This window comes from Acinetobacter tjernbergiae DSM 14971 = CIP 107465, assembly GCF_000374425.1.
GTDB classification, from domain to species: Bacteria; Pseudomonadota; Gammaproteobacteria; order Pseudomonadales; family Moraxellaceae; genus Acinetobacter; species Acinetobacter tjernbergiae.
Map to the genome: position 1 here is coordinate 41,691 of NZ_KB894357.1, position 20,055 is coordinate 61,745.

Sequence of the window (20,055 nt, forward strand, 5' to 3'; positions counted from 1 at the left end):
AAGAATGATCGGGGTATTTGTTTAAACAAAACCCCGAATTTTTATTGTGATCCATTCATCACAAAAATCTTCCATACTGTTTCTGATACGATGTCATCAACGATGGCTCGTCTGAATTAAGGTTAATTTATGAAACCCGTTATTGCGCTCATTGGTCGTCCAAATGTCGGAAAATCAACGCTATTTAACCAAATCACCAAAAGTCGTGATGCTTTGGTTGCTGACTTCGCTGGTTTAACACGTGACCGCAAATATGGTGATGCGGTTTTTCAAAATAAATCTTTTATCGTTGTTGATACGGGCGGTATTGGTGAAAATGAAGGTGGCATTGACACCTACATGGCAGAGCAGTCAAAAACTGCGATTCATGAAGCAGATATCATTATTTTTGTGGTTGATGCGCGTGCTGGTTTGTTGGCTTCGGATGAACAAATTGCACGTGAACTGCGTACACTCGGTAAAAAAGTTTACTTGGTTGCCAATAAAGTGGATGGTGTTCATGCTGAGGCTGCGCTAGTTGAATTTTACAAGCTTGGAATGGGTGAGCCTTTGCAAGTGGCGGCGAGTCATGGTCGTGGCGTGCAACAGATGCTTGAAGATGTTTTGGCTGAAGTGCCAGAAGATGAAAACCCAGAAGAGCATAATAAAAATACAGGTTTACGTTTAGCGATTATTGGTCGTCCGAATGTAGGTAAGTCGACATTGGTTAACCGTTTATTGGGTGAAGATCGTGTGGTTGCATTTGACCAACCTGGTACAACACGTGACTCGATTTATATCCCTTATGAGCGTGATGGTCGTCAATATACGTTGATCGATACTGCAGGTGTACGTCGTAAAGGTAAAGTCGATGAAATGATTGAGAAGTTCTCAATCGTGAAAACATTACAAGCCATTAAAGATGCACATGTGATTGTGGTGGTGCTTGATGCGCGTGAAGGGGTGGTTGAACAAGATTTACATTTAATTGGTTATGCGCTTGAAGCTGGGCGTGCCATGGTGATCGCCATTAATAAATGGGACAACATGACTGAATATGACCGTAAACAATGTAAGTTGGATGTCGATCGCCGTTTTGACTTTATTCCTTGGGCGAAAGTACATTTAATCTCGGCATTACATGGTACAGGTGTTGGTGAATTATACCCAACTATCCATCGTGCTTATGATTCATCACATTTAAAAGTTTCACCAGCAAAATTAACTCAAATCTTAAATGACGCCACAGAGGCACATCAACCGCCAATGATTGGTGGGAAACGCATTAAAATGCGTTATGCGCATATGGGTGGACAAAATCCACCAACGATCGTAATTCACGGTAATAAAGTGGATAAAACCCCTGCTGATTATCGTCGTTATTTGGAAAATGTGTTCCGTAAGGTATACAAACTGGAAGGAACGCCAGTTCGTGTTGATTTTAAGACCTCTGAAAATCCATTTGAAGGTCGTAAATCGATGGTAGATGAGCGTGTTGCCGCACGTAAGCGTCGTTATGTACAGAAGTTCAAAAAAGCTGAGAAAAAAATGAAGCGTTAATTTTTTCAGCTAGTTAAAAGCCCAAGCGTTGCGTTGGGCTTTTTTTTACTCAAATTTTAAGTGGTTTAGTTTAATAATAATTATCATTTGTTTAGATTATCTTAATATTTATAGTTGTTACGATATTTATTTCGTGAATTTTCTCTTTAAGATTATGATATTTAATGGGAATTATTTTTTGTGAAATGTGGTGCGAGTGCTATAATGCCTGCGCAAAAAGATCATTATTTGTATATTTTTACACCAGATTTGGAACTTGCATTGCATGTTAAAGTTACATCTAACGCAGCCTCAGCTTGTATATGCTCAGCAGAATTATGCTGCGCTCGAAGCGATTCCTGCAATGCAACGCCGCCGTTTATCTTCGCTAGCAAAAATGGCATTGCATAGTGCTTTGGTGAGTTTAGATGGGCAGCCTGTTGATTATATTGTGTGGGCGTCTAAGTTTGGTGATGAAGAAAAAACACTGAGTATTTTACAAGACGTACTCAAGGCTCAAGTTCCTTCGCCAACACAGTTTTCAACCTCTGTGCATAATGCGATTGCAGGCTTGTACTCTATCTTATGTCAGGATCATACACCTTCGACGAGTTTAAGTTGTGAATGGACTGAGGCTTTGATTGAGGCTTATGCGCTTTTAAAGTCACAACCTCGTGGGAAACGTGTATTGGTTATTGCCTATGATCAAGCCTTACCCAAACTTTATGCTGATGCGCATGATTTCCCGGCATACGCGCTTTCAACGATTGTGAGTTTAGAGCAACCGAATTTAGAGATTGTCGCGTTATCGGGTTCTGACTCAATGGAAAGTTTGGACTTTTATGCGTTTTGGCAATCTACGCAGCTCAATCAAGTTACACCGAGATGGAAGGGCAGAGTAAAACTTGAAGTGCGACATAAACCACCTAATTAATTTAAAGGGTTTATGGAGTATATAAAATTGTCATACCATCATCTGAATTTTGAAGATCGTACTGCATTAATGCTTGAGTCAAGAAAAGAAGGCTTTTCAGCCAGAAAATTTGCTGAACTCATTAAAAGACATCCTAGTACGATCTATCGTGAGCTTAAAAGAAATAGCATCAATGACGTTTATCAAGCTCGATATGCTTCTGATAACACCTTCGCTAGACGTAGACGTGGTCACAGAAAACTCAAAATCGATTCAATCCTCTGGAAATTTATTGTTGAAGCGATCCGTTGTTTATGGTCTCCTCAGCAAATATCAAAGCGTTTAAAGAGATTTCCTGATTTGGATCAAACAATGAATGTAAGCCATACAACAATTTACTCAACGATACGAGCATTACCCAAGGGCGAGTTGAAAAAAGACTTATTATCCTGTCTGCGTCATGAAAATAAAAAGCGAAAAGCTAATGGTGAACCTAAAAAAGATTCTATATTACAGGATATTAAAACTATTCATGAGCGCCCAGCCGAAGTTCAAGAAAGAAAAATACCGGGTCATTGGGAAGCCGATTTAATTAAAGGTAATATTATGATGAGCAATAACTTTGCCTTTGGCGGAATTAATACCTCACTTATTTTTAAACGCTTTACATAACAAGGAGCACAATAATGTCAATTAAACAATTATTTTTGGTTGCGGCACTTGCAACAGGTTTTACAGCATCTGTTCAAGCTGCCGATGTAACACATAATTTCGATTTTAAAGCAGCAGTCGATCGTGCTGTGGCAGATGGAACTTTAGATGGTACGGTCAAATTTTACCTCAAAGGAAATAAGTCTGGCGGTAAAGTTCTAGAGCAAGATATTGTCACCAACCAAAAAACCAATGGTTTTGGTAAATCTGCTGAAACATCATGTGACTGGGTACTTCGCTCGGCACTTCTTCAATTAGACAAAGCAGCAAAAGCACGTGGTGCAAATGCGGTGACGAATATTGTGAGCTACTACAAAAAGAATGAAACCAAAAGTACGACAACTTATGAATGTCATAAAGGTGTAGCGGTTGCAGGTGTTGCACTGAAAGGCGATCTTGTTAAATTCTAAAAATTTTTATAAGCCACTGTTTTATTAAATAGCGGCTTACTGAGTGAAGCTGATGATGACACGTAAAATTGAAATACATATTCAAGCATTGGCTTCACTTCTTAAACGAGATAGAACAGAGTTTTCAGATTTTAGATCATTCAACGATTATAAAAAACAACAGATCAGAGCCTATCGCAATCAACTTTTGGCAGATCAATTAAAGTGTTTAACTACGGATTTACAGTTTTCAAAACATGAATATGGCAAGCCATTTCTAAGCTCTCATACCTTGGAATTTAACCATTCACATAGCCAACAATACTATGCTTTGGCGATGAGTGAGCGTATGAAAGAGGTTGGTGTGGATGTTGAGGAATTAGATCGTAAAGTCCGTTTTGATGCCTTAGCGCAACATGCTTTTCACGCAGAAGAATATCAAACTTGGCAGCAACAAGATCAAGATCCTGAATACTGGCTACGTGTATGGACAACGAAGGAAGCAATTTTAAAAGCTTCAGGTCTAGGAATCCGCTTAGACTTAAATAGTTTAAATACTCAAGTTCATGCCACGAACTATGGTGGAATGTGTTCCCATCCCTTGATTGGGACGTTTGCTTACCAAAACTTTATTTTAAATCAGAAAATTGTGCTCACTGTGGCATGGCGATCAGAACAATCTTGTCGCGGATTTCAGTTTCCACAGATTCAAATTGTTCAGCATCAATAAACGTGCATAAATGATGCATGCTGCTTTGCTCCAATCGTAATAAAAAATGCCAGCATATTGCTGGCATTTTGTTTGAATCTAAAGCAGGGCGAGATTAAGGAATCTCTTCTTCATCAAATTCAGGTTTAACTTGGACAATAAAATCTTGACGGTTTAGACCACGCCATAAAGCAAATGCAGTACCGATATAGATAGATGAATAAGTACCGATAAAGACACCTACACACATAGCAATAGAGAACCAATGCAAACCATCACCACCTAAGAACATCATTGCAAGTACCACGAGCAATAAGGTCATTGAGGTATGAATGGTACGACGTAAAGTTTCTGTTAAGGCAATATCGACAATTTCACGAGGTGTTGCACCGCGAATTTTACGGAAGTTCTCACGGATACGATCCGATACAACGATGTTATCGTTGAGTGAGAAACCCATCACCGCGAGTATCGCTGCAAGTACGGTTAAATCAAACTGCCATTGAAATAATGCAAATGTTCCGATGATAATCACGATATCGTGGAATAATGAAATTACCGCACCCATCGCAAGTTTGAACTCGAAACGAATGGTCACATAAATCAGCATTAAGATCAAAGCAAGTGCCAGTGCGCCAGCAGAGCGGATATAAAGCTCATTACCGACTTGCCCACCAACGGCATCTACTTTATGAACTTCTGCTGCATTATTCGGTAATTGAACCGCTTTGGTGATGGTATCACTCAGATCATCAACTTTCAGATCTTCTTGAACGGGCATACGTACAATCAGGTCTTTGTTACTTCCCAATGTTTGTACTACGGCATCTTTAAAGCCCGCACGGTCAAGTGCTTGAGCGACTTGGGCTGGTTGAACTGCTTGTTTATAGTTCAACTCGGCAGACACACCACCTGTAAAGTCCAAACCGAGGTTTAAGCCTTTGGTCACAATAAAGAAAACACTCGCAAGGGTAATCAATATTGAGAAGATTGCAGCAGGCTTAGCAATCTTCATAAATGGAATGATTTTTAGATCATCTGGGCGACCGTATTGCTTTGAGTCTTGTTGAGTCAGATCAGTCATGTGAATCTCCTTAAATACTCAACTTGGTCAAATTACGGCGTTTGCCATAAATGAGCTGTACGATGGCACGGGTCACGGTAATCGCAGTAAACATTGAGCAAACGATACCGATCATTAATGTTACAGCGAAGCCTTTGATTGGACCTGTACCAATTGCGAACAAAATAAATGCCACGATAAAGGTGGTTAAGTTCGAGTCAAAAATGGTGTTATAAGCACGGTCATAACCCGCAACAATCGCTTGTTTCGGTGATGCACCCCAGAGCATTTCCTCTCGGATACGCTCACAGATCAGTACGTTGGCATCGACTGCCATACCAATACCAATCACAATACCTGCAATACCAGGTAGGGTGAGAGAAGCACCGAGCCATGACATTACAGTTAAAATCATGGCAAGGTTAAAGACTAATGCAAAGTTTGCGATTAAACCGAATAAGCGGAAGAATGCCACCATCCAAATTGCAACAAGTAAGAAACCAATTTGAGTTGATAAAACACCTGCATCAATATTTTCTTGACCAAGACTAGGACCAACCACACGTTCTTCCACGAAATACATTGGTGCAGCCAAAGCACCTGCACGAAGCATCAATGCAAGTTCAGCCGCTTCTTGTGGGGAGTCCAAACCTGTAATACGAAATTGAGAACCTAAAACCGCTTGAATGGTTGCAGCATTGATCACCAAAGACTCTGTATAAGGTGTACGAACTTCAGTTTGTGCACCTGTTTTAGGATCGGTGATATGAGTGATTTTTTGTTTATTCTCAATGAACAATACAGCCATACGTTTGCCAACAGCATTACGTGTTGCATCTGCCATGAGCTTGCCGCCCGCAGTGTCTAAGGTAATATTAACTTCAGCACCACCAGAGTCTTGGCTAAAGCCAGAGCTAGCATTTTGAACACGTTCACCAGTCAAGATACGATTACGATTGAGTAGTAATTGACGACCATTCTCTAAAGATTCATAAGCAAAAACTTCTGTACCTGGTGGAAGTGGTTGACCATTATATTTACCTGAATATGGATCAATATACTGATCATTACTATCTGCTACTAAACGGAATTCTAAGTTTGCTGTACGCCCTAGAACACGTTTTGCCTCAGCAGCATCTTGTATCCCTGGTAATTCAACCACGATACGATTACTACCTTGCGTTTGTACCAGTGCTTCGGCCACGCCAAGTTCATTGATACGATTACGTAGTGTCGTTAAGTTTTGGTTGACGGCATAAGACTGAATTTCTTGACGACGAGCATCGCTATAATTCAGTTTTAGGGTTGCACCTGATGAGGTTGCAACAGCTTGTTGTGTAAACTCATTCCCGTTACGACGTAAAAAATCAATCGCTGCATCACGGTCTGCATTATCAGCAAACTGGATGGTAATGGTGTTATTGTTTAAAGCAAGATTATTAAACTTAATTTTGTTGTCACGAAATTGACGACGCAAATCAGTTACAGATGTTTCCATGCGTTGACTGATTGCTTTATCCATGTCGACTTCAAGCAAGAAATGTACACCGCCACGTAAGTCCAAACCAAGTTTCATTGGTTTAGCCCCAATCTTTCGCAACCATTCTGGTGTTGTTGGTGCAAGGTTGAGGGCAACCACATAGTCTTCACCTAAATCACGGCTGAGTACTTCTTTAGCTTTTAATTGTGCTTCAGAGTTACTTAAACGTAATAAAGCCGCATTGTTAGCGAAGCTATTGTTGTGACTGCTGATGTTGGCAGTTTTTAAAATCTGCTCAGCTTTTTGCACCATGGTCTGATCTATTTTTGTGCCTGCTTTTGCCCCTGAAATTTGGACAGCAGGTTCATCTGGATACAAACTTGGAAGTGCATATAACGTACTGATCACAAGGACAACAAGGATCAGTAAATATTTCCATGCAGGGTAACGCATTCGCTTTCTTCTTAAATGAAAAAGTCGTGCTTAGGCACGACTATCTTATGATTAAAGGTTATTTAGTGTGCCTTCAGGTAATACTGAAATGACACTCGCACGTTGAATTTTTACATCGACACCACGGCTGAGTTCAACTACTGCAAAGTCACCATCAAGTTTGGTGATTTTTCCCATCAAACCGCCAGCAAATACGATTTCACTGCCCACACCCAAGCTTTCGATTAAAGAACGGTGTTCTTTGGCACGTTTTGCTTGTGGTCTCCAAATCAAGAAATAGAAAATTGCGATAAATACCGCGATCATCAATAAGTTTGTCATCAGGCTAGGGCCTTGTGCAGCCGCAGGGGCAGCGTGAGCAGTAGAGATTAAAAAGCTCATTTCGATTTCCTAAAAGTAAAAAGTAATAATAAATTCCAATTCGTTTTGCAATGTACCTTGTCTTGCGGTCAGGCGCAAATCTTGATGCAATTCATTCACATTAGTCTTCAGGACAGGCTGGCACATCTAAGCCACGACGTGAATAAAAGTCCTGAACATATTCATCAAATGTGCCGTTATCCAAAGCATCACGCATCCCTTGCGTTAGGCGTTGGTAGTAACGCAAGTTATGAATGGTACCAAGCATGGATGCCAGCATCTCACCGCACTTCTCTAAATGATATAAATAGGCACGCGTAAAGTTTTTACAAGTGTAGCAATCACAATGAGGGTCTAAAGGTCCTTTATCATGGCGATATTTACTATTACGGATTCTTACCAGACCATCCGTGACAAAATAATGACCGTTACGCGCATTACGGGTTGGCATGACACAGTCGAACATATCGACACCACGGCGAACCGCTTCAACGATGTCTTCTGGTTTTCCAACACCCATTAAATAACGTGGTTTGTCTTGTGGCATCTTGTTCGGTAAATAATCAAGTACTTTGATCATTTCATCTTTGGGTTCACCCACCGATAAGCCACCAATTGCATAACCATCAAAGCCAACGTCTAATAAACCTTTAAGTGATTCATCACGAAGGTCTTCATACATTCCGCCTTGAATAATGCCGAATAAGGCATTTTTATTCTTAAGCTCATCATGGTGATGTGTTTTACAACGTTTTGCCCAGCGTAAAGAAAGCTGCAATGATTTTTGCGCCTCCTCATGGGTGGCAGGGTAAGGCGTACACTCATCAAAAATCATTACGATATCTGAATTGAGTACTTGTTGAATCTCCATTGAAATTTCTGGAGACAAAAACACTTTTGAGCCATCAATAGGAGAGCGGAAGGTAACACCTTCCTCTTTGATTTTACGCATTGCGCCCAAACTAAATACTTGGAAACCACCTGAATCGGTCAAAATCGGTTTATCCCATTGGATAAACTCGTGTAAACCGCCATGCTCTTTAATCACTTCCAAGCCTGGACGTAAATATAAATGGAAGGTGTTACCTAAGATAATTTGTGCCTGAATTTCTTCAATGTCACGAGGTAACATACCCTTAACCGTACCGTAAGTACCCACGGGCATAAACACAGGTGTTTCAACCACACCATGCTCTAACGTAAGTCGACCACGACGGGCACGTCCCGACTGACCTAATTTTTCAAATTTCATGACACATCCTGAGCAAGATCGAAGCACTGCTTTGAGCGCAGCGCAAGGCGAAAAAACAGTTCGCTGATCAAAAGCGGCTATTTTCCTTGATTATGGCGTGTAGTTCTACTACTAAATGTAGCTAGAAATGAAATTGATAAAATTTTAATTTTCTTTCCGATAATTAAAAAAAGTCATAACCTCAATATTTTTCCAAGAAAAGATATCTTTTGTATAGGTAGACCTTACTTTTCAAGGATGAAAAGTAACAAAAATCCTTTGTAGGGCTGACGGTATGTCCATATACCGCAGCCCTACCAGCGGCATCCATGCCGCTTCACGATAGCGAATACCTTATGACGATAAGAGGAGGGCTTTGTTTGATATTTAAAAATTCGGTTTATAGTCAAAATTTTCAGTTGCCAGATTATCCTTAAATGGACGAATAGCTTTTTTAGATAAGGTTAGGGTATTGATCAGATTGTTGGGGAACACTTCGATCTGGTTATTAAACAATTCTACGTTACGGTTAAAGATCGTGATTGCCGCACCGACATTTTCGTTTTGTTCTTGAATATCGTCCATCATTTTGCTATACAGTGCATCAGCTTTCAGTTCAGGATAGTTTTCCACCACTACATTGAGGCTACGAATCAATTCCTTACTCATTTTCTCAATCTGTTGCAACTGAGAAATATCGGTATCATTGACATTCAGATTCAGGATTTGTTGACGTAATTCGGTGACTTTTTCCAAAGTTGATTTTTCAAACTGCGTGTATTGATCTAATGTCGCTTCCAATGCTTCTAAGGTTTTTACTTTTTGACGCTCAAAGTTAGCCACTTCTGACCAAGCACGTTTGGTAGCATTAAAATAACGGACAATGTTGTTGCGTGTATAAATCGCCCATACCACGATTACAACAAAAATCCCAAAAAAGATCAGTAAACCTGTCATCGCCATTCCCCTTATTGTTATTTCCCTTAAATACTCTCTTTGCTAGAAAGAGGGATCTATTGAATTAGATTGAGCATCAATTGTTGAAATTTATGATATTGCGGCATGGTCATGGTGCGTAAATGTCCACGTAATGCAGAAATATCATCAATGTCGCTGCGTTTACTGGCGGTTTGGAAAAGATTTTGTTCACCGAGGTAACACAGAATTTGCTCTTGATGATGATAAATTAAATCACCTGTAAAATGTTGAAAAAAATCATTGAGCTTCAATGTGCGGCTTGGACTAATTTCTTTCGCCAACTGATGTTGATCCAACCCGAAAATATTCAATTCTTGGTTAATTAAAATATCGCTACTTTGCCATGAACTGGTATAAGGCTCAAAAAAACGTGAACGTTTATTGCTGACTGCGATTCCTAATGAAGGTATTTGAAAAACAAACGCTCCCCATAAATCTTTATGAATTTCTTTGGCAATTTTCTGATTGCTATTTTCTTCCTGAAAAATAGGGAGTTCATTGACATAGTGATATTGAAACAATAAAACTTGATGCTCTGTCGTGCCATCATGCCAAGTGGTTGACGCATATTGGCTGATTTCGTTAGATTCCGTTCCACGATTAAACAATGGAAAGAATTGCTTTAATTTACTGATCACCAATAATGGTTGTGCCTGAATCGGTAAATAAGCAGGTAGTTGTTGAAACTGTAAACCATAACGCAATACCGTCATGCGCTGTTCGAGATACGTGATGACCTGTGTGAGTGGTTCTTCGGGTTCATAGAGCAGATAAGCCAAAAATCCAGTTAGAAAGGCTGCGAAAAGGCTGAAGATATACTGAACATGTGGGTGAAGAAAATAGCCAAAGACTAAGGTACACACACTCACAAGACCTAAAAGATAGGGCAGTACATTAAAAAAACGTAGGCTATGATCATCACGCCACGGGTGTAGGGCATCCAGTAAATCTTGATCGCTATGCGATTTCTGCCCGACTTCCCAAAGCCGAGCAATATTGCGAAAAACCTGCGCATTTTTTTTTCGTCTTATATGTAAGGCTTGTTCTACAGTATCAATCGGCATCGTTTTATTTAAATCAGGCGTTTAATTGATCCACTAGCATAGCATCACCATAGCTAAAGAAACGATAGCGTTGTTCAACTGCATGTTGATAAGCCGCTAAAATATGATCTCGATTCGATAATGCAGAAACCAGCATCAGCAGGGTTGATTCGGGTAAATGGAAATTGGTAATCAAGCGATCGACGATACAGAATTGATAACCAGGGTAGATGAAGATTTGTGTATCACCTGTCCAAGCTGCAATTTGTCCTTGATTGGCCTGTGCAGCACTCTCTAAGGCACGGGTCGCAGTTGTTCCCACCGCAATCACTTTGTTACCAAGTGCCTTGGTCGCTAAGATGAGATCAATCGTGGCTTGTGGTACGTCACACCATTCACTGTGCATAATGTGGTTGCTAATGTCCGTGGTACGAACAGGCATAAAAGTTCCTGCACCTACATGCAAAGTCACAAACGTTTTTTGCACGCCTTTAGCTGCTAACTTTTCTAATAAGTTTTGGTCGAAATGTAAGCTTGCAGTCGGGGCAGCAACACTGGCAATTTTTTCAGGATCATGAAATACGGTTTGATAACGCTCGGTATCAATCTCTTCGGCTTCACGATTGAAATAAGGTGGGATCGGCAACTGACCATATTGATCCAATACCGATAAAATTGGTTGTGAAAACTCCACCACAAATAGGTTTTCATGGCGACCTTGTACCGTTACAGGAATGGCATCTGCGCCAATATATAGCTCTGCGCCTGCTTTGGGTGAGTTGCTCGATTTGATATGGCAATGTGCTGTGTGGGTATCCAACATCCTTTCAACTAGAACTTCGATTGCACCGCCTGTAGCTCGTTTACCTTTAAGCCGTGCTTTCATGACTTTAGTATCATTGAGCACTAGCAAATCGCCATCTTCGAGTAAATCGAGAATATCTGTGAAAGCATGGTCATGATACTGACCTTGAGCATCGATATGGAGCAGGCGAGATGCGCTACGGCTGTCTAATGGGTAGCGAGCAATAAGTTCATCAGGGAGATCAAACGAAAAGTCGGAGAGTTGCATACATCTAAAACATCGCAAAAATTGGGCGTAGTATAGTCTTTTTTGCATTTTCTCGCTGAGTTCGTGTGTTTATTGATATAAAAATATCTGAATGATTTAAAAGTGAGCAATAAGCTGGAGTTAGGGTTTGACAATAAAATCAAACAGGTTATTATACGCAACACAAAGCATCGCACTCTTCCCGAGGTGGTGAAATTGGTAGACGCGGCGGACTCAAAATCCGCTGTCAGAGATGACGTGTCGGTTCGAGTCCGACCCTCGGGACCACAGATATAAAATTATATGCCAACATACAGCATATAAGCTTCGAAAGCCCTGATAATTCAGGGTTTTGTTGTTTTTAAATGCCGAAACATACAAACATATACCACTATACAGCGTAAAATAATAAGGATACATTTGAGGATATATCCACTGCGGTCAACTTCCGTATCCTCATTCGGAGTGAAATCCTTATGGCTAAACAGATTAAGCCACTTTCTTCTACTCAATGTGATAGCGCAAAACCTAAAGAAAAAGATTACAGCTTATATGATGGGCAAGGGTTAATTTTATTCGTCCGTAAGAATGGCTCGAAAGTTTGGCGATTCAAATATAAAAGACCTAATGGTAAAGATGGATTAATGACATTAGGTAACTATCCAGCATTAACACTCAAAGAAGCTCGGGAACGTAGAGCCATTTATTTAAATCAATTAGCCAATAACATTGACCCAATAAATCAAATAAAAATTGAAGAAGCCAAGAATAGTGATGAGTTCAGTTTTGAACGTATTGCACGTGATTGGCATGAGGCTTATGTAGCTACTGGCAAGTGGAATCAAGCTACGGCAAGAAAAGCCTTAAGTAATTTTGAAATGTACGTTTTCCCAGTTATTGGTAGCAAGCCAATAGACACGATTAAAACCCGAGATTTGTATAATGTCCTGAGTAAGATTGAAGAAAAGGGCTATTTAGAAATCGTGAGTAAAACACGCCAAAGATTTTCGGGTATTTTCGCTTATGCCATCACTAAGGGTTATATCGACCTTAGCCCAGCCGTGGCATTGAGTGATGCAATCACGATTACAAGAAAAACTAAGCATTATCCTAAATTACCATTGGCACGATTACCTGAGTTTTTCAGCCGTTTAAGAAATGATGGAGGCAACCCAATTACTAAGTTGTGCTTAGAATTTGCCTTACATACTTTTGCCCGATCTAGTGAGCTGCGCTTTGCACGCTGGACTGAATTTGATTTTGATAAAAAGATATGGACCATCCCGCCTACAAGGGAATTGATTGTTGGATATAAAGATTCTCACAGGGGCGCAAAGATGAAAGAAACGCATTTAATTCCTTTATCTCCCCAATCTTTGAAGTTAGCTAAAGAAACTCACGTTTATAGTGGTATTTCTTTAAATGTATTTCCTAATAGCGTGGATATGGGCGGTTTTCTCAGTGAAAACACGGTCAATGACATGATTAGACGCATGGGATATAGCACCCAAGAGGATGTATGTATTCATGGCTTTAGAGGTATGGCTTGCGGTGCATTGATTGAAAGCACTTTATTTACTGAGGATGCAGTCGAGAAGCAAATGAGCCATCAAGAACGTAACGGCGTTAGACAGGCTTATATTCATCATGCGGAGTTTATGGAAGAACGTAGGATGATGCTTTGTTGGTGGAGTGACTATTTAGAGGCTAACCAAGAGAAATTTATAAGTCCGATGGAATTTAGCCTTACTTTAATTGAGCAAGCCAAACAAGGAATAATCAATATCAAATATGCAAGGCTGATTAAATTGAAATTAGCCGAAATGACAAATTCATATATCGCCTAGTGGACATAGGCAAGAAAAGATTTTTTATTATAAATTTTGCCCAAACTCTAATTTTTATGTTTTACGGATATAGTGTTTTTTTGAGTGTTACAGGTGTTACTAGGTTACATCATTGTTTTATAATGGTTTAATTTTTAAAAGCTGTAACACTTTTTATTCTATAGGTTACACATTTGTTTTTATTGAATTATTTTGAATTTTAAAGCCTTTGTTTTGTGGCTGTAACCTACTTTTGAACAGGGTTTTGCAGCATAAAATAAATGTATTTTGTTTTGTAAGATGTTGTTTTGTAATTGGTAAAATTAAGATTGAGACTGTAACCACTTTTGTAGCCTATTTTTTCTGAATTTTGTATAGGGTGAATGAGTTACTAGATAAGATATTGCCAGCCATATGAATGATGGAACATCTAAATGCTTGGATGAATAATGAATTGATTGACCAGAATGACATTTTAGAATGTGAATTGTTTATAGGCAGCATAGGCAATATGGGTGATTTAATTTTTTACTGAATATATCCAATCTATGCCACTATACCGAAATAAATTTATACTATTTATCGTTAAAACCGAGTATCAATACTGATGGAAATTTTAACTAGAGAAGAACAAATTAATTTAATTAATGACCTACCCGATGAACTTTGGATCGAGTGGGTTTTATTGATGGGTGATATAACTAGTTTTTATTCTGGGCTAGACTCCATGAGACTCACCAAAGTAGGTGATAAAAGCATTGATGATGGGGTCTTTAGAATCCTATCGTTACTCCATATGAATGAAGCCAACTTAAATATTGATTTTTTTAGAGATTTTTTTAAACACGAGGTAGAGAGTATTGGTGGTAAATTCAAGAAGTTAAAACCATTTCCCACATATTATAATCCTAGAGATAAGTTGCTATCAAAAAGTGAAGATATTGAACTAACATTCTATTTTGCTGTAAAGAACTGTATTTTATATAAAAATAGTAAAGATATTTATAATTTACTGACAGCAACACGTTTACGAGGTTACGCGGTTGGATTGAGTGGTATAAAGGGATTACTTTTACCCAAATATCATGATGATATTAAAATACACGACTTAGGAGGGCAAGCAGTTGCAAATAAAGCAGATTTAGCTAAACAGCAAGTAATAGCTTTATGGCTAAACAGATTTGATAACCCTAAATTAAAGCCTAAACATAAGAAATTTAAAGCACAACTGGCACAATGGATAATAGAAAACCCACAAATCATTATTGATCAGCAAGGTAGTCCTCTTACTAAGAATAATGGTGAAGCTTGGTATACGGATAAAAATACTATTAGTGGGATTTTAGTTGGTTATTAAATACCTGAATGGCTAGCCTTTCATAGGACACTCTAGTTATTCACGTCACAAGCAAGCCTCTCTATTTTTATTATTAAAAATCAATAACAAAATAGCCTCATAAACGATATGAGGGCTTATAAATGCAAATTCATGCTTTACCTACTCATGCACAACCGCTACGAGTATCCCAAAAAACTACTTGTCAGATGCTAGACCTTACAGCAGAGGGGCTGCGCAAACTGATAGCAAAAGACCCGACATTCCCTAAGCCTTACAAAGCTGGAACTACACGCCAAGCCCCTGTTTATTTTGATTATGTGGAATTGGTGCAATGGCATAACAATCAAAAACAAGCACATGATGCGCAGTCGGTTTAGGTCGGGGAGTTGTCATGATTGAAAAAAATCAGATCATTGAAAACCCACAGGCTAAGGAGCATTTTTACCGTATGAGCGACCTTGCCAATATTCCTGAACGCCCTGCACGTATTCATCAATATAAATCAGGTATTAACAAGGGCAGAACCCGAGTGATTGGCGAACGCAGAGCCAGCAAGGGGTTAATCGGCGTATCTGAAAAAACATTATGGGAATGGGTGCGTAAAGGTGAATTTCCCCAGCCAATCAAGCTGAGTCCGACCATTACCGTATGGCGAGCAACAGATATATCTGAATGGATGAAATCAAAAGAAGTGGAGAATTAACTATGACTATTTATTTTCCTTCAGATTACAACCCAAGTTTACATAAAGAAATAGTACCAATTTATTGCCCTCATAAGTTTTCATGGCTAACGATTATTTGTTACCACCAAACTGATGAAAATAATAATCGTAACCCACTCTTAAATGTGGATGGTGACATGCTTTTTATTAGAGATGTAATCGCAACAGATCAATATATTGACTTGAAGCCATTGATTGAAAGCTATACTGAACACAATGATGTTGTATTTATCTCTTTCAATGCACTTATGTTGAGATATATTTCACTCATAGCGCAAATTAAACCAACAGGAATAAAAATACTTTGTGCGAATAAAGACTTTAACGAACAAACCCCTTATTTAACTATTGATGGACGTGATATGGAGTTTTATTGCCAAGAAATCACGCCTGAATGCTTTGATTTTAATAAAGCCGTTGATTGGTTTAAGGGTAAATATAGTTCAGCAAGCATCATTGAATTCAGTGGATTAGCAATACGCCAATTGGTAGCACTTGGCAAGCAGATTAGTGAGGGTTGCCATGAAAACAATCCTTTTTAAGTTCAATGATCTTGCAAATCAAGTTAAAGCTTTATATCCTAAATATGCCCAACAAAAAGCAGTTGGGTTAGCTTTGGTCGGCTATCAATTCTCAAAGCGCACAGTCCGCTATAAGGACTTTTTTTGTGCGTACAATCTCTATGCTTTTTGCATCTCTATGGTGAAGCTGGGGAGGGACACATTTATGTGTGCAAGTGACTTTGAGAGCTTGTCGACCAACCCTTTTCAGCTTTGCCACCCTCATTTGGTCGTGAATGGTAAAGCTCTTTTAAATCTCAAAGGAGCGCATAATCATGCCTAATCAAACCATTACTACTCAAAATAAAATATTTCAGGTCCTTTCAGAGCTGGATAAACCAGTTAAAGATTATTTCTTTTGCTTGAAGGAAATTCAGGCTTTACATGATGCTGTGATCTATTCCATAGGCTGTGAAAGTAATCACCAGTTTAAAAATGAAATCAAAACAGCACATTCAGTTTTATATGCTTCACTTCAAATTATTAATCCGTGGATTATCCAATTAGATGAGCGAGCAGATGCTATTAGTGATCTTGCAAAAAATGACAATCCAACAGCTTTAATTCACACCATTCTGAATGATTTTCAAAAACTTGATGTCGATGCACAGCATTTGATAAATCTTGCCAAAATCGCTTGTGATCAATCATTACAGATTGATCCAGCAACATTTAAAATTTCGGGGATGGGTTTTAGCACTATTCAACTTATGATCAGTGCAATCCAACGCATGACCATCCAATTACAATCCGATATTTTCGCTGAATGTGATGTTTTAGGTGAGCTATACCCTACGATTTTTAAAGTAGAGGTGTAGTCTTATGAAAAAAGCGCACCCTACGCTAGGGAAACACCGAAACACCAATACCGATAAACCAAAGAAATTTGGCTTAAATCGGGCACTACTTCCTGATCCTATCGAATATTTAAATGCTAGAGGCTACGCCGTAAAAGGTCGTGGCGAATGGCGAGAAATGATTTGTCCTTTCCATGATGACAGTACCCCAAGCCTACGCATAAACAGCCGTAAAGGTTGTTTCAAGTGTATGGCTTGCGAAGCCAAAGGCGGTGATTTGATTGCATTTCACCAACTGCTTACAGGCAAGTCTTTTATCGAGGCGTGTAAAGACTTGGGCGCATGGGAGAATGACAAATGACTGAATTTTTAGATTATCAGGAAGTACAGGAACAAGCTTTTATCCATGCTCAAAAGCTGGCAGAGCGTGAGGTTAAAAACGGTTATCAGTTTGAGTATCTATTCAGCTATACCAATGGTCACGGCATGCCTGTTTATTGGAAAGTGAGAGCCAAAAATCACCATACTGGTGATAAATGGATACGTGTATTCTCAAGTGGTGAACGTGGTTTTAAATTTGGTGATCCTAATTTCACGGAATTGTACCCAATAGGGCAAGGTAAAAAGCCCTTATATGCCTTAGAACAAGTGCTAAATATCCCCGAAAAGCAGCCTATTTATATCGTTGAGGGTGAACAAAAAGCCGACTTTATCAATTCATTGGGCTTAACTGCGACCACATGCGGAGGCAGTGGCAACACGGACAAAACCGACTTAAAACCACTTGCGAAGCATTCAATTATCATATGGGCAGATAATGATAAGGCTGGGACCAAGTTTTTTAATGAAATTGCCCAGCAACTTGATGTATTGGGCTGTGATGTTCGATATATCGTTTTAGATGGGCTGAATTTGCCCGAAAAAGGCGATGTAATGGATTGGGCAGAGTTACGCAAGCAACAAGGGCTAAATACCACGGCAAGCGATATTGCAGCCTTAATCACAGCACATTATCAACCACCATCACCAAGCGATAATTTACCTGATGGTATGCTTGCAGAGCCAATGGAGTGGGAAAACGGCAGTTTTGAGGTACACGATAAAGGCGTGTTCTATATCGAAAAGCTAAAAAATGGTGAATATCGGGAACGCTTTATATCCAGTCCAATTCTAGTAACAGCCAAAACAAGGGATAACACCAGTAATAACTGGGGACGTTTATTGCAGTGGCAAGATGATGCTTTCATTCACCACAATTGGGCTGTGCCGAATGAGCTATTTCAAGGTGATGGCACAGAGTCACGAAAAGCACTATCTAATCAAGGCGTGATTATTACGCCTGACCGCAGAGGCAGAGAGCTTTTTCAAATTTACCTTATGAGCTATCCAGTCGATAAATTTGCTTTATGTGTGGATAGTGTCGGGTGGCATGGTCATCGTTATGTATTGCCGACTGAAACTTATAGCAATCCAGCCACTAAACATGATGAAGTGATCGTTTATCAGCGTACAGATGGACTGGATAACCGCTTTCAATTCAAAGGTGAATTAGAGACGTGGAAAAATGGTGTAAGTCTATTACTTGAAAGCCATTCTAAACTTGTATTTAGTGTGGCATGTGCCTTTGCTGGGCAATTGCTAGAACCATTGAATCAACAAGGTGGTGGCTTTCATATCAATGGCACATCATCAAAAGGCAAAAGTACCGCTATTTACCTTGCATGTAGTGTATGGGGGCATCCTAAAGAGTATTACCGTACTTGGCGATCTACAGGCAATGCATTAGAACAAACAGCCTTTATGCACAATGATGGTTTTTTGGTATTAGATGAAATTGGCGAAGCCAGTGCAAAAGATATTGGGCAAACCGTGTATATGCTTGCCAATGGTCAAGGTAAGGCACGTATGGCAAGAACAGCGATTACCAAAGCTCCACAGCAATGGCGTGTTTTGTTTTTATCCAGCGGCGAAAAGACTTTTAAAGAGATTCTAAACGAGATTGGGCAAACAGCTAAACTTGGGCAAGAAATTCGATTACCTGAAATTAGCTTAGATGCTTGTGAATATGGCGTATTTGATCTTGTGGATTTTGCCCCTGATGCTTCACAGCAAGCCAATATGCTGTATGAAAATTCAATCAATGCTTATGGTGTAGCTGGTAAAGCATGGCTTGAATATTTGACCAATGATAAAGGTCAAATGACTGAAACAGCTTTAAAACTGTATCAACAATATAAAGCAAAACTTACTCCCGATAATGCACAAGGGCACATTGCTCGAGTGGCTTCACGTTTTGCTGTTGTCGCCGTGGCTGGCGAGCTGGCAACACAAGCCAATATTACAGGCTGGAAAAAGGGCAGGGCTTTAGAGGCTGTAATCAGTGTATTCAAGACATGGTTAAATAGCTTTGAAATGGTCGGGGACTTCGAAGATCGGCAGATACTCCAGCAAGTTAGAGCATTTTTTGAGGCGAACGGAAATAGCCGTTTTGATACCTTAATTGAGGGTAATAAGCGGGCAAGCTATGGCAATTCAGATCATGCCGATGATGCAAGCACCGATACCAAGAGCTTTAGAGAAAAAACCATGTATCGAGTGGGCTATAAGGTTGTAAATGCCCAACAGCGTGAAACCTTGCGTTATTTGTTCTTTAAAGAGCAATTTAAACAGGAGCTTTGCACTGGTTTTGATCCTAAAAAAGTAGCAAAAGTGCTTAAAAAACACGGCTGGTTAGACTGTGCCAATGGCAAAACAACCAAACAGGAACGTACTCCTGAAAGTAAGAATCCAGTTTGGCTATATGTGTTCAATACTTCAATGTTTAGCTATGACATTGAGAAAGCCACCAATCCATATACGGATGACGTAAACACAGGCACAACCTTAGATATTTAACTCAATTACAGGCTG

20 protein-coding genes, 1 tRNA gene and 1 pseudogene are annotated in these 20,055 nt (G+C 39.5%); 15 read left to right on the top strand and 7 right to left on the bottom strand.

Annotated elements, in window-relative coordinates:
* The first annotated feature begins 129 nt into the window (after positions 1 to 129).
* The 5 genes and pseudogenes from der to C502_RS0104865 all read left to right on the top strand — a co-directional run bounded on the left by der (position 130) and on the right by C502_RS0104865 (position 4,261).
* Positions 130 to 1,539: a ribosome biogenesis GTPase Der gene (gene der, locus C502_RS0104845; RefSeq protein WP_018677719.1), complete on the top strand. Its 1,410-nt coding sequence runs from the start codon at positions 130 to 132 to the stop codon at positions 1,537 to 1,539.
* A gap of 265 nt (positions 1,540 to 1,804) precedes the next feature.
* Positions 1,805 to 2,452 carry a beta-ketoacyl synthase chain length factor gene (locus C502_RS0104850; protein WP_018677720.1) on the top strand — a complete coding sequence of 216 codons (648 nt, stop codon included), beginning with the start codon at positions 1,805 to 1,807 and terminating at the stop codon, positions 2,450 to 2,452.
* Positions 2,453 to 2,464: 12 nt separating this feature from the next.
* Positions 2,465 to 3,031, top strand: a pseudogene (locus tag C502_RS18080) (IS30-like element ISAba125 family transposase); the annotation flags it as partial.
* Between the two features lie 86 nt (positions 3,032 to 3,117).
* The gene (locus C502_RS0104860; RefSeq protein ID WP_018677721.1) at positions 3,118 to 3,552 is read left to right on the top strand and encodes a hypothetical protein; all 435 of its coding nucleotides are present in this window, start codon (positions 3,118 to 3,120) and stop codon (positions 3,550 to 3,552) included.
* A gap of 52 nt (positions 3,553 to 3,604) precedes the next feature.
* The gene (locus C502_RS0104865; protein ID WP_023274554.1) at positions 3,605 to 4,261 is read left to right on the top strand and encodes a 4'-phosphopantetheinyl transferase family protein; all 657 of its coding nucleotides are present in this window, start codon (positions 3,605 to 3,607) and stop codon (positions 4,259 to 4,261) included.
* A gap of 94 nt (positions 4,262 to 4,355) precedes the next feature.
* Here C502_RS0104865 and secF read toward each other — a convergent pair whose 3' ends face one another.
* The 7 genes from secF to queA form a co-directional block, all read right to left on the bottom strand.
* The gene (secF, locus tag C502_RS0104870; protein WP_018677723.1) at positions 4,356 to 5,324 is read right to left on the bottom strand and encodes a protein translocase subunit SecF; all 969 of its coding nucleotides are present in this window, start codon (positions 5,322 to 5,324) and stop codon (positions 4,356 to 4,358) included.
* Positions 5,325 to 5,334: 10 nt separating this feature from the next.
* Positions 5,335 to 7,236 carry a protein translocase subunit SecD gene (gene secD, locus C502_RS0104875; protein WP_018677724.1) on the bottom strand — a complete coding sequence of 634 codons (1,902 nt, stop codon included), beginning with the start codon at positions 7,234 to 7,236 and terminating at the stop codon, positions 5,335 to 5,337.
* Between the two features lie 51 nt (positions 7,237 to 7,287).
* A complete protein-coding gene (gene yajC, locus C502_RS0104880; RefSeq protein ID WP_018677725.1) occupies positions 7,288 to 7,617 on the bottom strand; it encodes a preprotein translocase subunit YajC in 330 nt (109 codons plus the stop codon).
* Positions 7,618 to 7,717: 100 nt separating this feature from the next.
* Positions 7,718 to 8,848, bottom strand: a complete 1,131-nt coding sequence (tgt, locus tag C502_RS0104885) for a tRNA guanosine(34) transglycosylase Tgt (RefSeq protein WP_018677726.1) — start codon at positions 8,846 to 8,848, stop codon at positions 7,718 to 7,720.
* A 366-nt stretch (positions 8,849 to 9,214) separates the two neighbouring features.
* Positions 9,215 to 9,784 (bottom strand): LemA family protein, encoded by a 570-nt coding sequence (locus tag C502_RS0104890; RefSeq protein ID WP_018677727.1) that lies wholly within the window; start codon positions 9,782 to 9,784, stop codon positions 9,215 to 9,217.
* A 56-nt stretch (positions 9,785 to 9,840) separates the two neighbouring features.
* A complete protein-coding gene (locus C502_RS0104895; protein WP_018677728.1) occupies positions 9,841 to 10,869 on the bottom strand; it encodes a hypothetical protein in 1,029 nt (342 codons plus the stop codon).
* 13 nt (positions 10,870 to 10,882) lie between these two features.
* Complete coding sequence (gene queA, locus C502_RS0104900; protein ID WP_018677729.1) at positions 10,883 to 11,920, bottom strand: tRNA preQ1(34) S-adenosylmethionine ribosyltransferase-isomerase QueA; 1,038 nt, start codon at positions 11,918 to 11,920, stop codon at positions 10,883 to 10,885.
* Between the two features lie 180 nt (positions 11,921 to 12,100).
* Here queA and C502_RS0104905 point away from each other — a divergent pair.
* From C502_RS0104905 to C502_RS0104955, 10 genes are all read left to right on the top strand, one after another.
* A tRNA-Leu gene (locus C502_RS0104905) sits at positions 12,101 to 12,187 on the top strand.
* Positions 12,188 to 12,375: 188 nt separating this feature from the next.
* The gene (locus tag C502_RS18085; RefSeq protein ID WP_018677730.1) at positions 12,376 to 13,746 is read left to right on the top strand and encodes a tyrosine-type recombinase/integrase; all 1,371 of its coding nucleotides are present in this window, start codon (positions 12,376 to 12,378) and stop codon (positions 13,744 to 13,746) included.
* Positions 13,747 to 14,332: 586 nt separating this feature from the next.
* Complete coding sequence (locus tag C502_RS0104920) at positions 14,333 to 15,082, top strand: hypothetical protein (RefSeq protein WP_018677732.1); 750 nt, start codon at positions 14,333 to 14,335, stop codon at positions 15,080 to 15,082.
* A 122-nt stretch (positions 15,083 to 15,204) separates the two neighbouring features.
* Positions 15,205 to 15,441: a hypothetical protein gene (locus tag C502_RS0104925; RefSeq protein ID WP_018677733.1), complete on the top strand. Its 237-nt coding sequence runs from the start codon at positions 15,205 to 15,207 to the stop codon at positions 15,439 to 15,441.
* Between the two features lie 14 nt (positions 15,442 to 15,455).
* The gene (locus tag C502_RS0104930) at positions 15,456 to 15,767 is read left to right on the top strand and encodes a helix-turn-helix transcriptional regulator (protein WP_018677734.1); all 312 of its coding nucleotides are present in this window, start codon (positions 15,456 to 15,458) and stop codon (positions 15,765 to 15,767) included.
* Positions 15,737 to 16,330 (top strand): hypothetical protein, encoded by a 594-nt coding sequence (locus tag C502_RS0104935; protein ID WP_228129322.1) that lies wholly within the window; start codon positions 15,737 to 15,739, stop codon positions 16,328 to 16,330. The genes C502_RS0104930 and C502_RS0104935 overlap by 31 nt, the downstream gene beginning before the upstream one ends.
* Positions 16,311 to 16,631: a hypothetical protein gene (locus C502_RS0104940; RefSeq protein ID WP_018677736.1), complete on the top strand. Its 321-nt coding sequence runs from the start codon at positions 16,311 to 16,313 to the stop codon at positions 16,629 to 16,631. The genes C502_RS0104935 and C502_RS0104940 overlap by 20 nt, the downstream gene beginning before the upstream one ends.
* A complete protein-coding gene (locus C502_RS0104945) occupies positions 16,624 to 17,166 on the top strand; it encodes a hypothetical protein (protein ID WP_018677737.1) in 543 nt (180 codons plus the stop codon). The genes C502_RS0104940 and C502_RS0104945 overlap by 8 nt, the downstream gene beginning before the upstream one ends.
* 4 nt (positions 17,167 to 17,170) lie before the next feature.
* Positions 17,171 to 17,506 carry a CHC2 zinc finger domain-containing protein gene (locus tag C502_RS0104950; RefSeq protein ID WP_018677738.1) on the top strand — a complete coding sequence of 112 codons (336 nt, stop codon included), beginning with the start codon at positions 17,171 to 17,173 and terminating at the stop codon, positions 17,504 to 17,506.
* Positions 17,503 to 20,040, top strand: coding sequence for a DUF927 domain-containing protein (locus C502_RS0104955; protein ID WP_018677739.1), 2,538 nt, complete (start codon positions 17,503 to 17,505; stop codon positions 20,038 to 20,040). The genes C502_RS0104950 and C502_RS0104955 overlap by 4 nt, the downstream gene beginning before the upstream one ends.
* Positions 20,041 to 20,055 lie beyond the last annotated feature (15 nt).

What these genes read in the sequence shown, in the direction of transcription:
- der (WP_018677719.1), top strand. Translation starts at nt 130, where the DNA reads ATGAAACCCGTTATTGCGCTCATTGGTCGTCCAAATGTCGGAAAATCA.
- C502_RS0104850 (WP_018677720.1), top strand. Translation starts at nt 1,805, where the DNA reads ATGTTAAAGTTACATCTAACGCAGCCTCAGCTTGTATATGCTCAGCAG.
- C502_RS0104860 (WP_018677721.1), top strand. Translation starts at nt 3,118, where the DNA reads ATGTCAATTAAACAATTATTTTTGGTTGCGGCACTTGCAACAGGTTTT.
- C502_RS0104865 (WP_023274554.1), top strand. Translation starts at nt 3,605, where the DNA reads ATGATGACACGTAAAATTGAAATACATATTCAAGCATTGGCTTCACTT.
- secF (WP_018677723.1), bottom strand. Translation starts at nt 5,324, where the DNA reads ATGACTGATCTGACTCAACAAGACTCAAAGCAATACGGTCGCCCAGAT.
- secD (WP_018677724.1), bottom strand. Translation starts at nt 7,236, where the DNA reads ATGCGTTACCCTGCATGGAAATATTTACTGATCCTTGTTGTCCTTGTG.
- yajC (WP_018677725.1), bottom strand. Translation starts at nt 7,617, where the DNA reads ATGAGCTTTTTAATCTCTACTGCTCACGCTGCCCCTGCGGCTGCACAA.
- tgt (WP_018677726.1), bottom strand. Translation starts at nt 8,848, where the DNA reads ATGAAATTTGAAAAATTAGGTCAGTCGGGACGTGCCCGTCGTGGTCGA.
- C502_RS0104890 (WP_018677727.1), bottom strand. Translation starts at nt 9,784, where the DNA reads ATGACAGGTTTACTGATCTTTTTTGGGATTTTTGTTGTAATCGTGGTA.
- C502_RS0104895 (WP_018677728.1), bottom strand. Translation starts at nt 10,869, where the DNA reads ATGCCGATTGATACTGTAGAACAAGCCTTACATATAAGACGAAAAAAA.
- queA (WP_018677729.1), bottom strand. Translation starts at nt 11,920, where the DNA reads ATGCAACTCTCCGACTTTTCGTTTGATCTCCCTGATGAACTTATTGCT.
- C502_RS18085 (WP_018677730.1), top strand. Translation starts at nt 12,376, where the DNA reads ATGGCTAAACAGATTAAGCCACTTTCTTCTACTCAATGTGATAGCGCA.
- C502_RS0104920 (WP_018677732.1), top strand. Translation starts at nt 14,333, where the DNA reads ATGGAAATTTTAACTAGAGAAGAACAAATTAATTTAATTAATGACCTA.
- C502_RS0104925 (WP_018677733.1), top strand. Translation starts at nt 15,205, where the DNA reads ATGCAAATTCATGCTTTACCTACTCATGCACAACCGCTACGAGTATCC.
- C502_RS0104930 (WP_018677734.1), top strand. Translation starts at nt 15,456, where the DNA reads ATGATTGAAAAAAATCAGATCATTGAAAACCCACAGGCTAAGGAGCAT.
- C502_RS0104935 (WP_228129322.1), top strand. Translation starts at nt 15,737, where the DNA reads ATGGATGAAATCAAAAGAAGTGGAGAATTAACTATGACTATTTATTTT.
- C502_RS0104940 (WP_018677736.1), top strand. Translation starts at nt 16,311, where the DNA reads ATGAAAACAATCCTTTTTAAGTTCAATGATCTTGCAAATCAAGTTAAA.
- C502_RS0104945 (WP_018677737.1), top strand. Translation starts at nt 16,624, where the DNA reads ATGCCTAATCAAACCATTACTACTCAAAATAAAATATTTCAGGTCCTT.
- C502_RS0104950 (WP_018677738.1), top strand. Translation starts at nt 17,171, where the DNA reads ATGAAAAAAGCGCACCCTACGCTAGGGAAACACCGAAACACCAATACC.
- C502_RS0104955 (WP_018677739.1), top strand. Translation starts at nt 17,503, where the DNA reads ATGACTGAATTTTTAGATTATCAGGAAGTACAGGAACAAGCTTTTATC.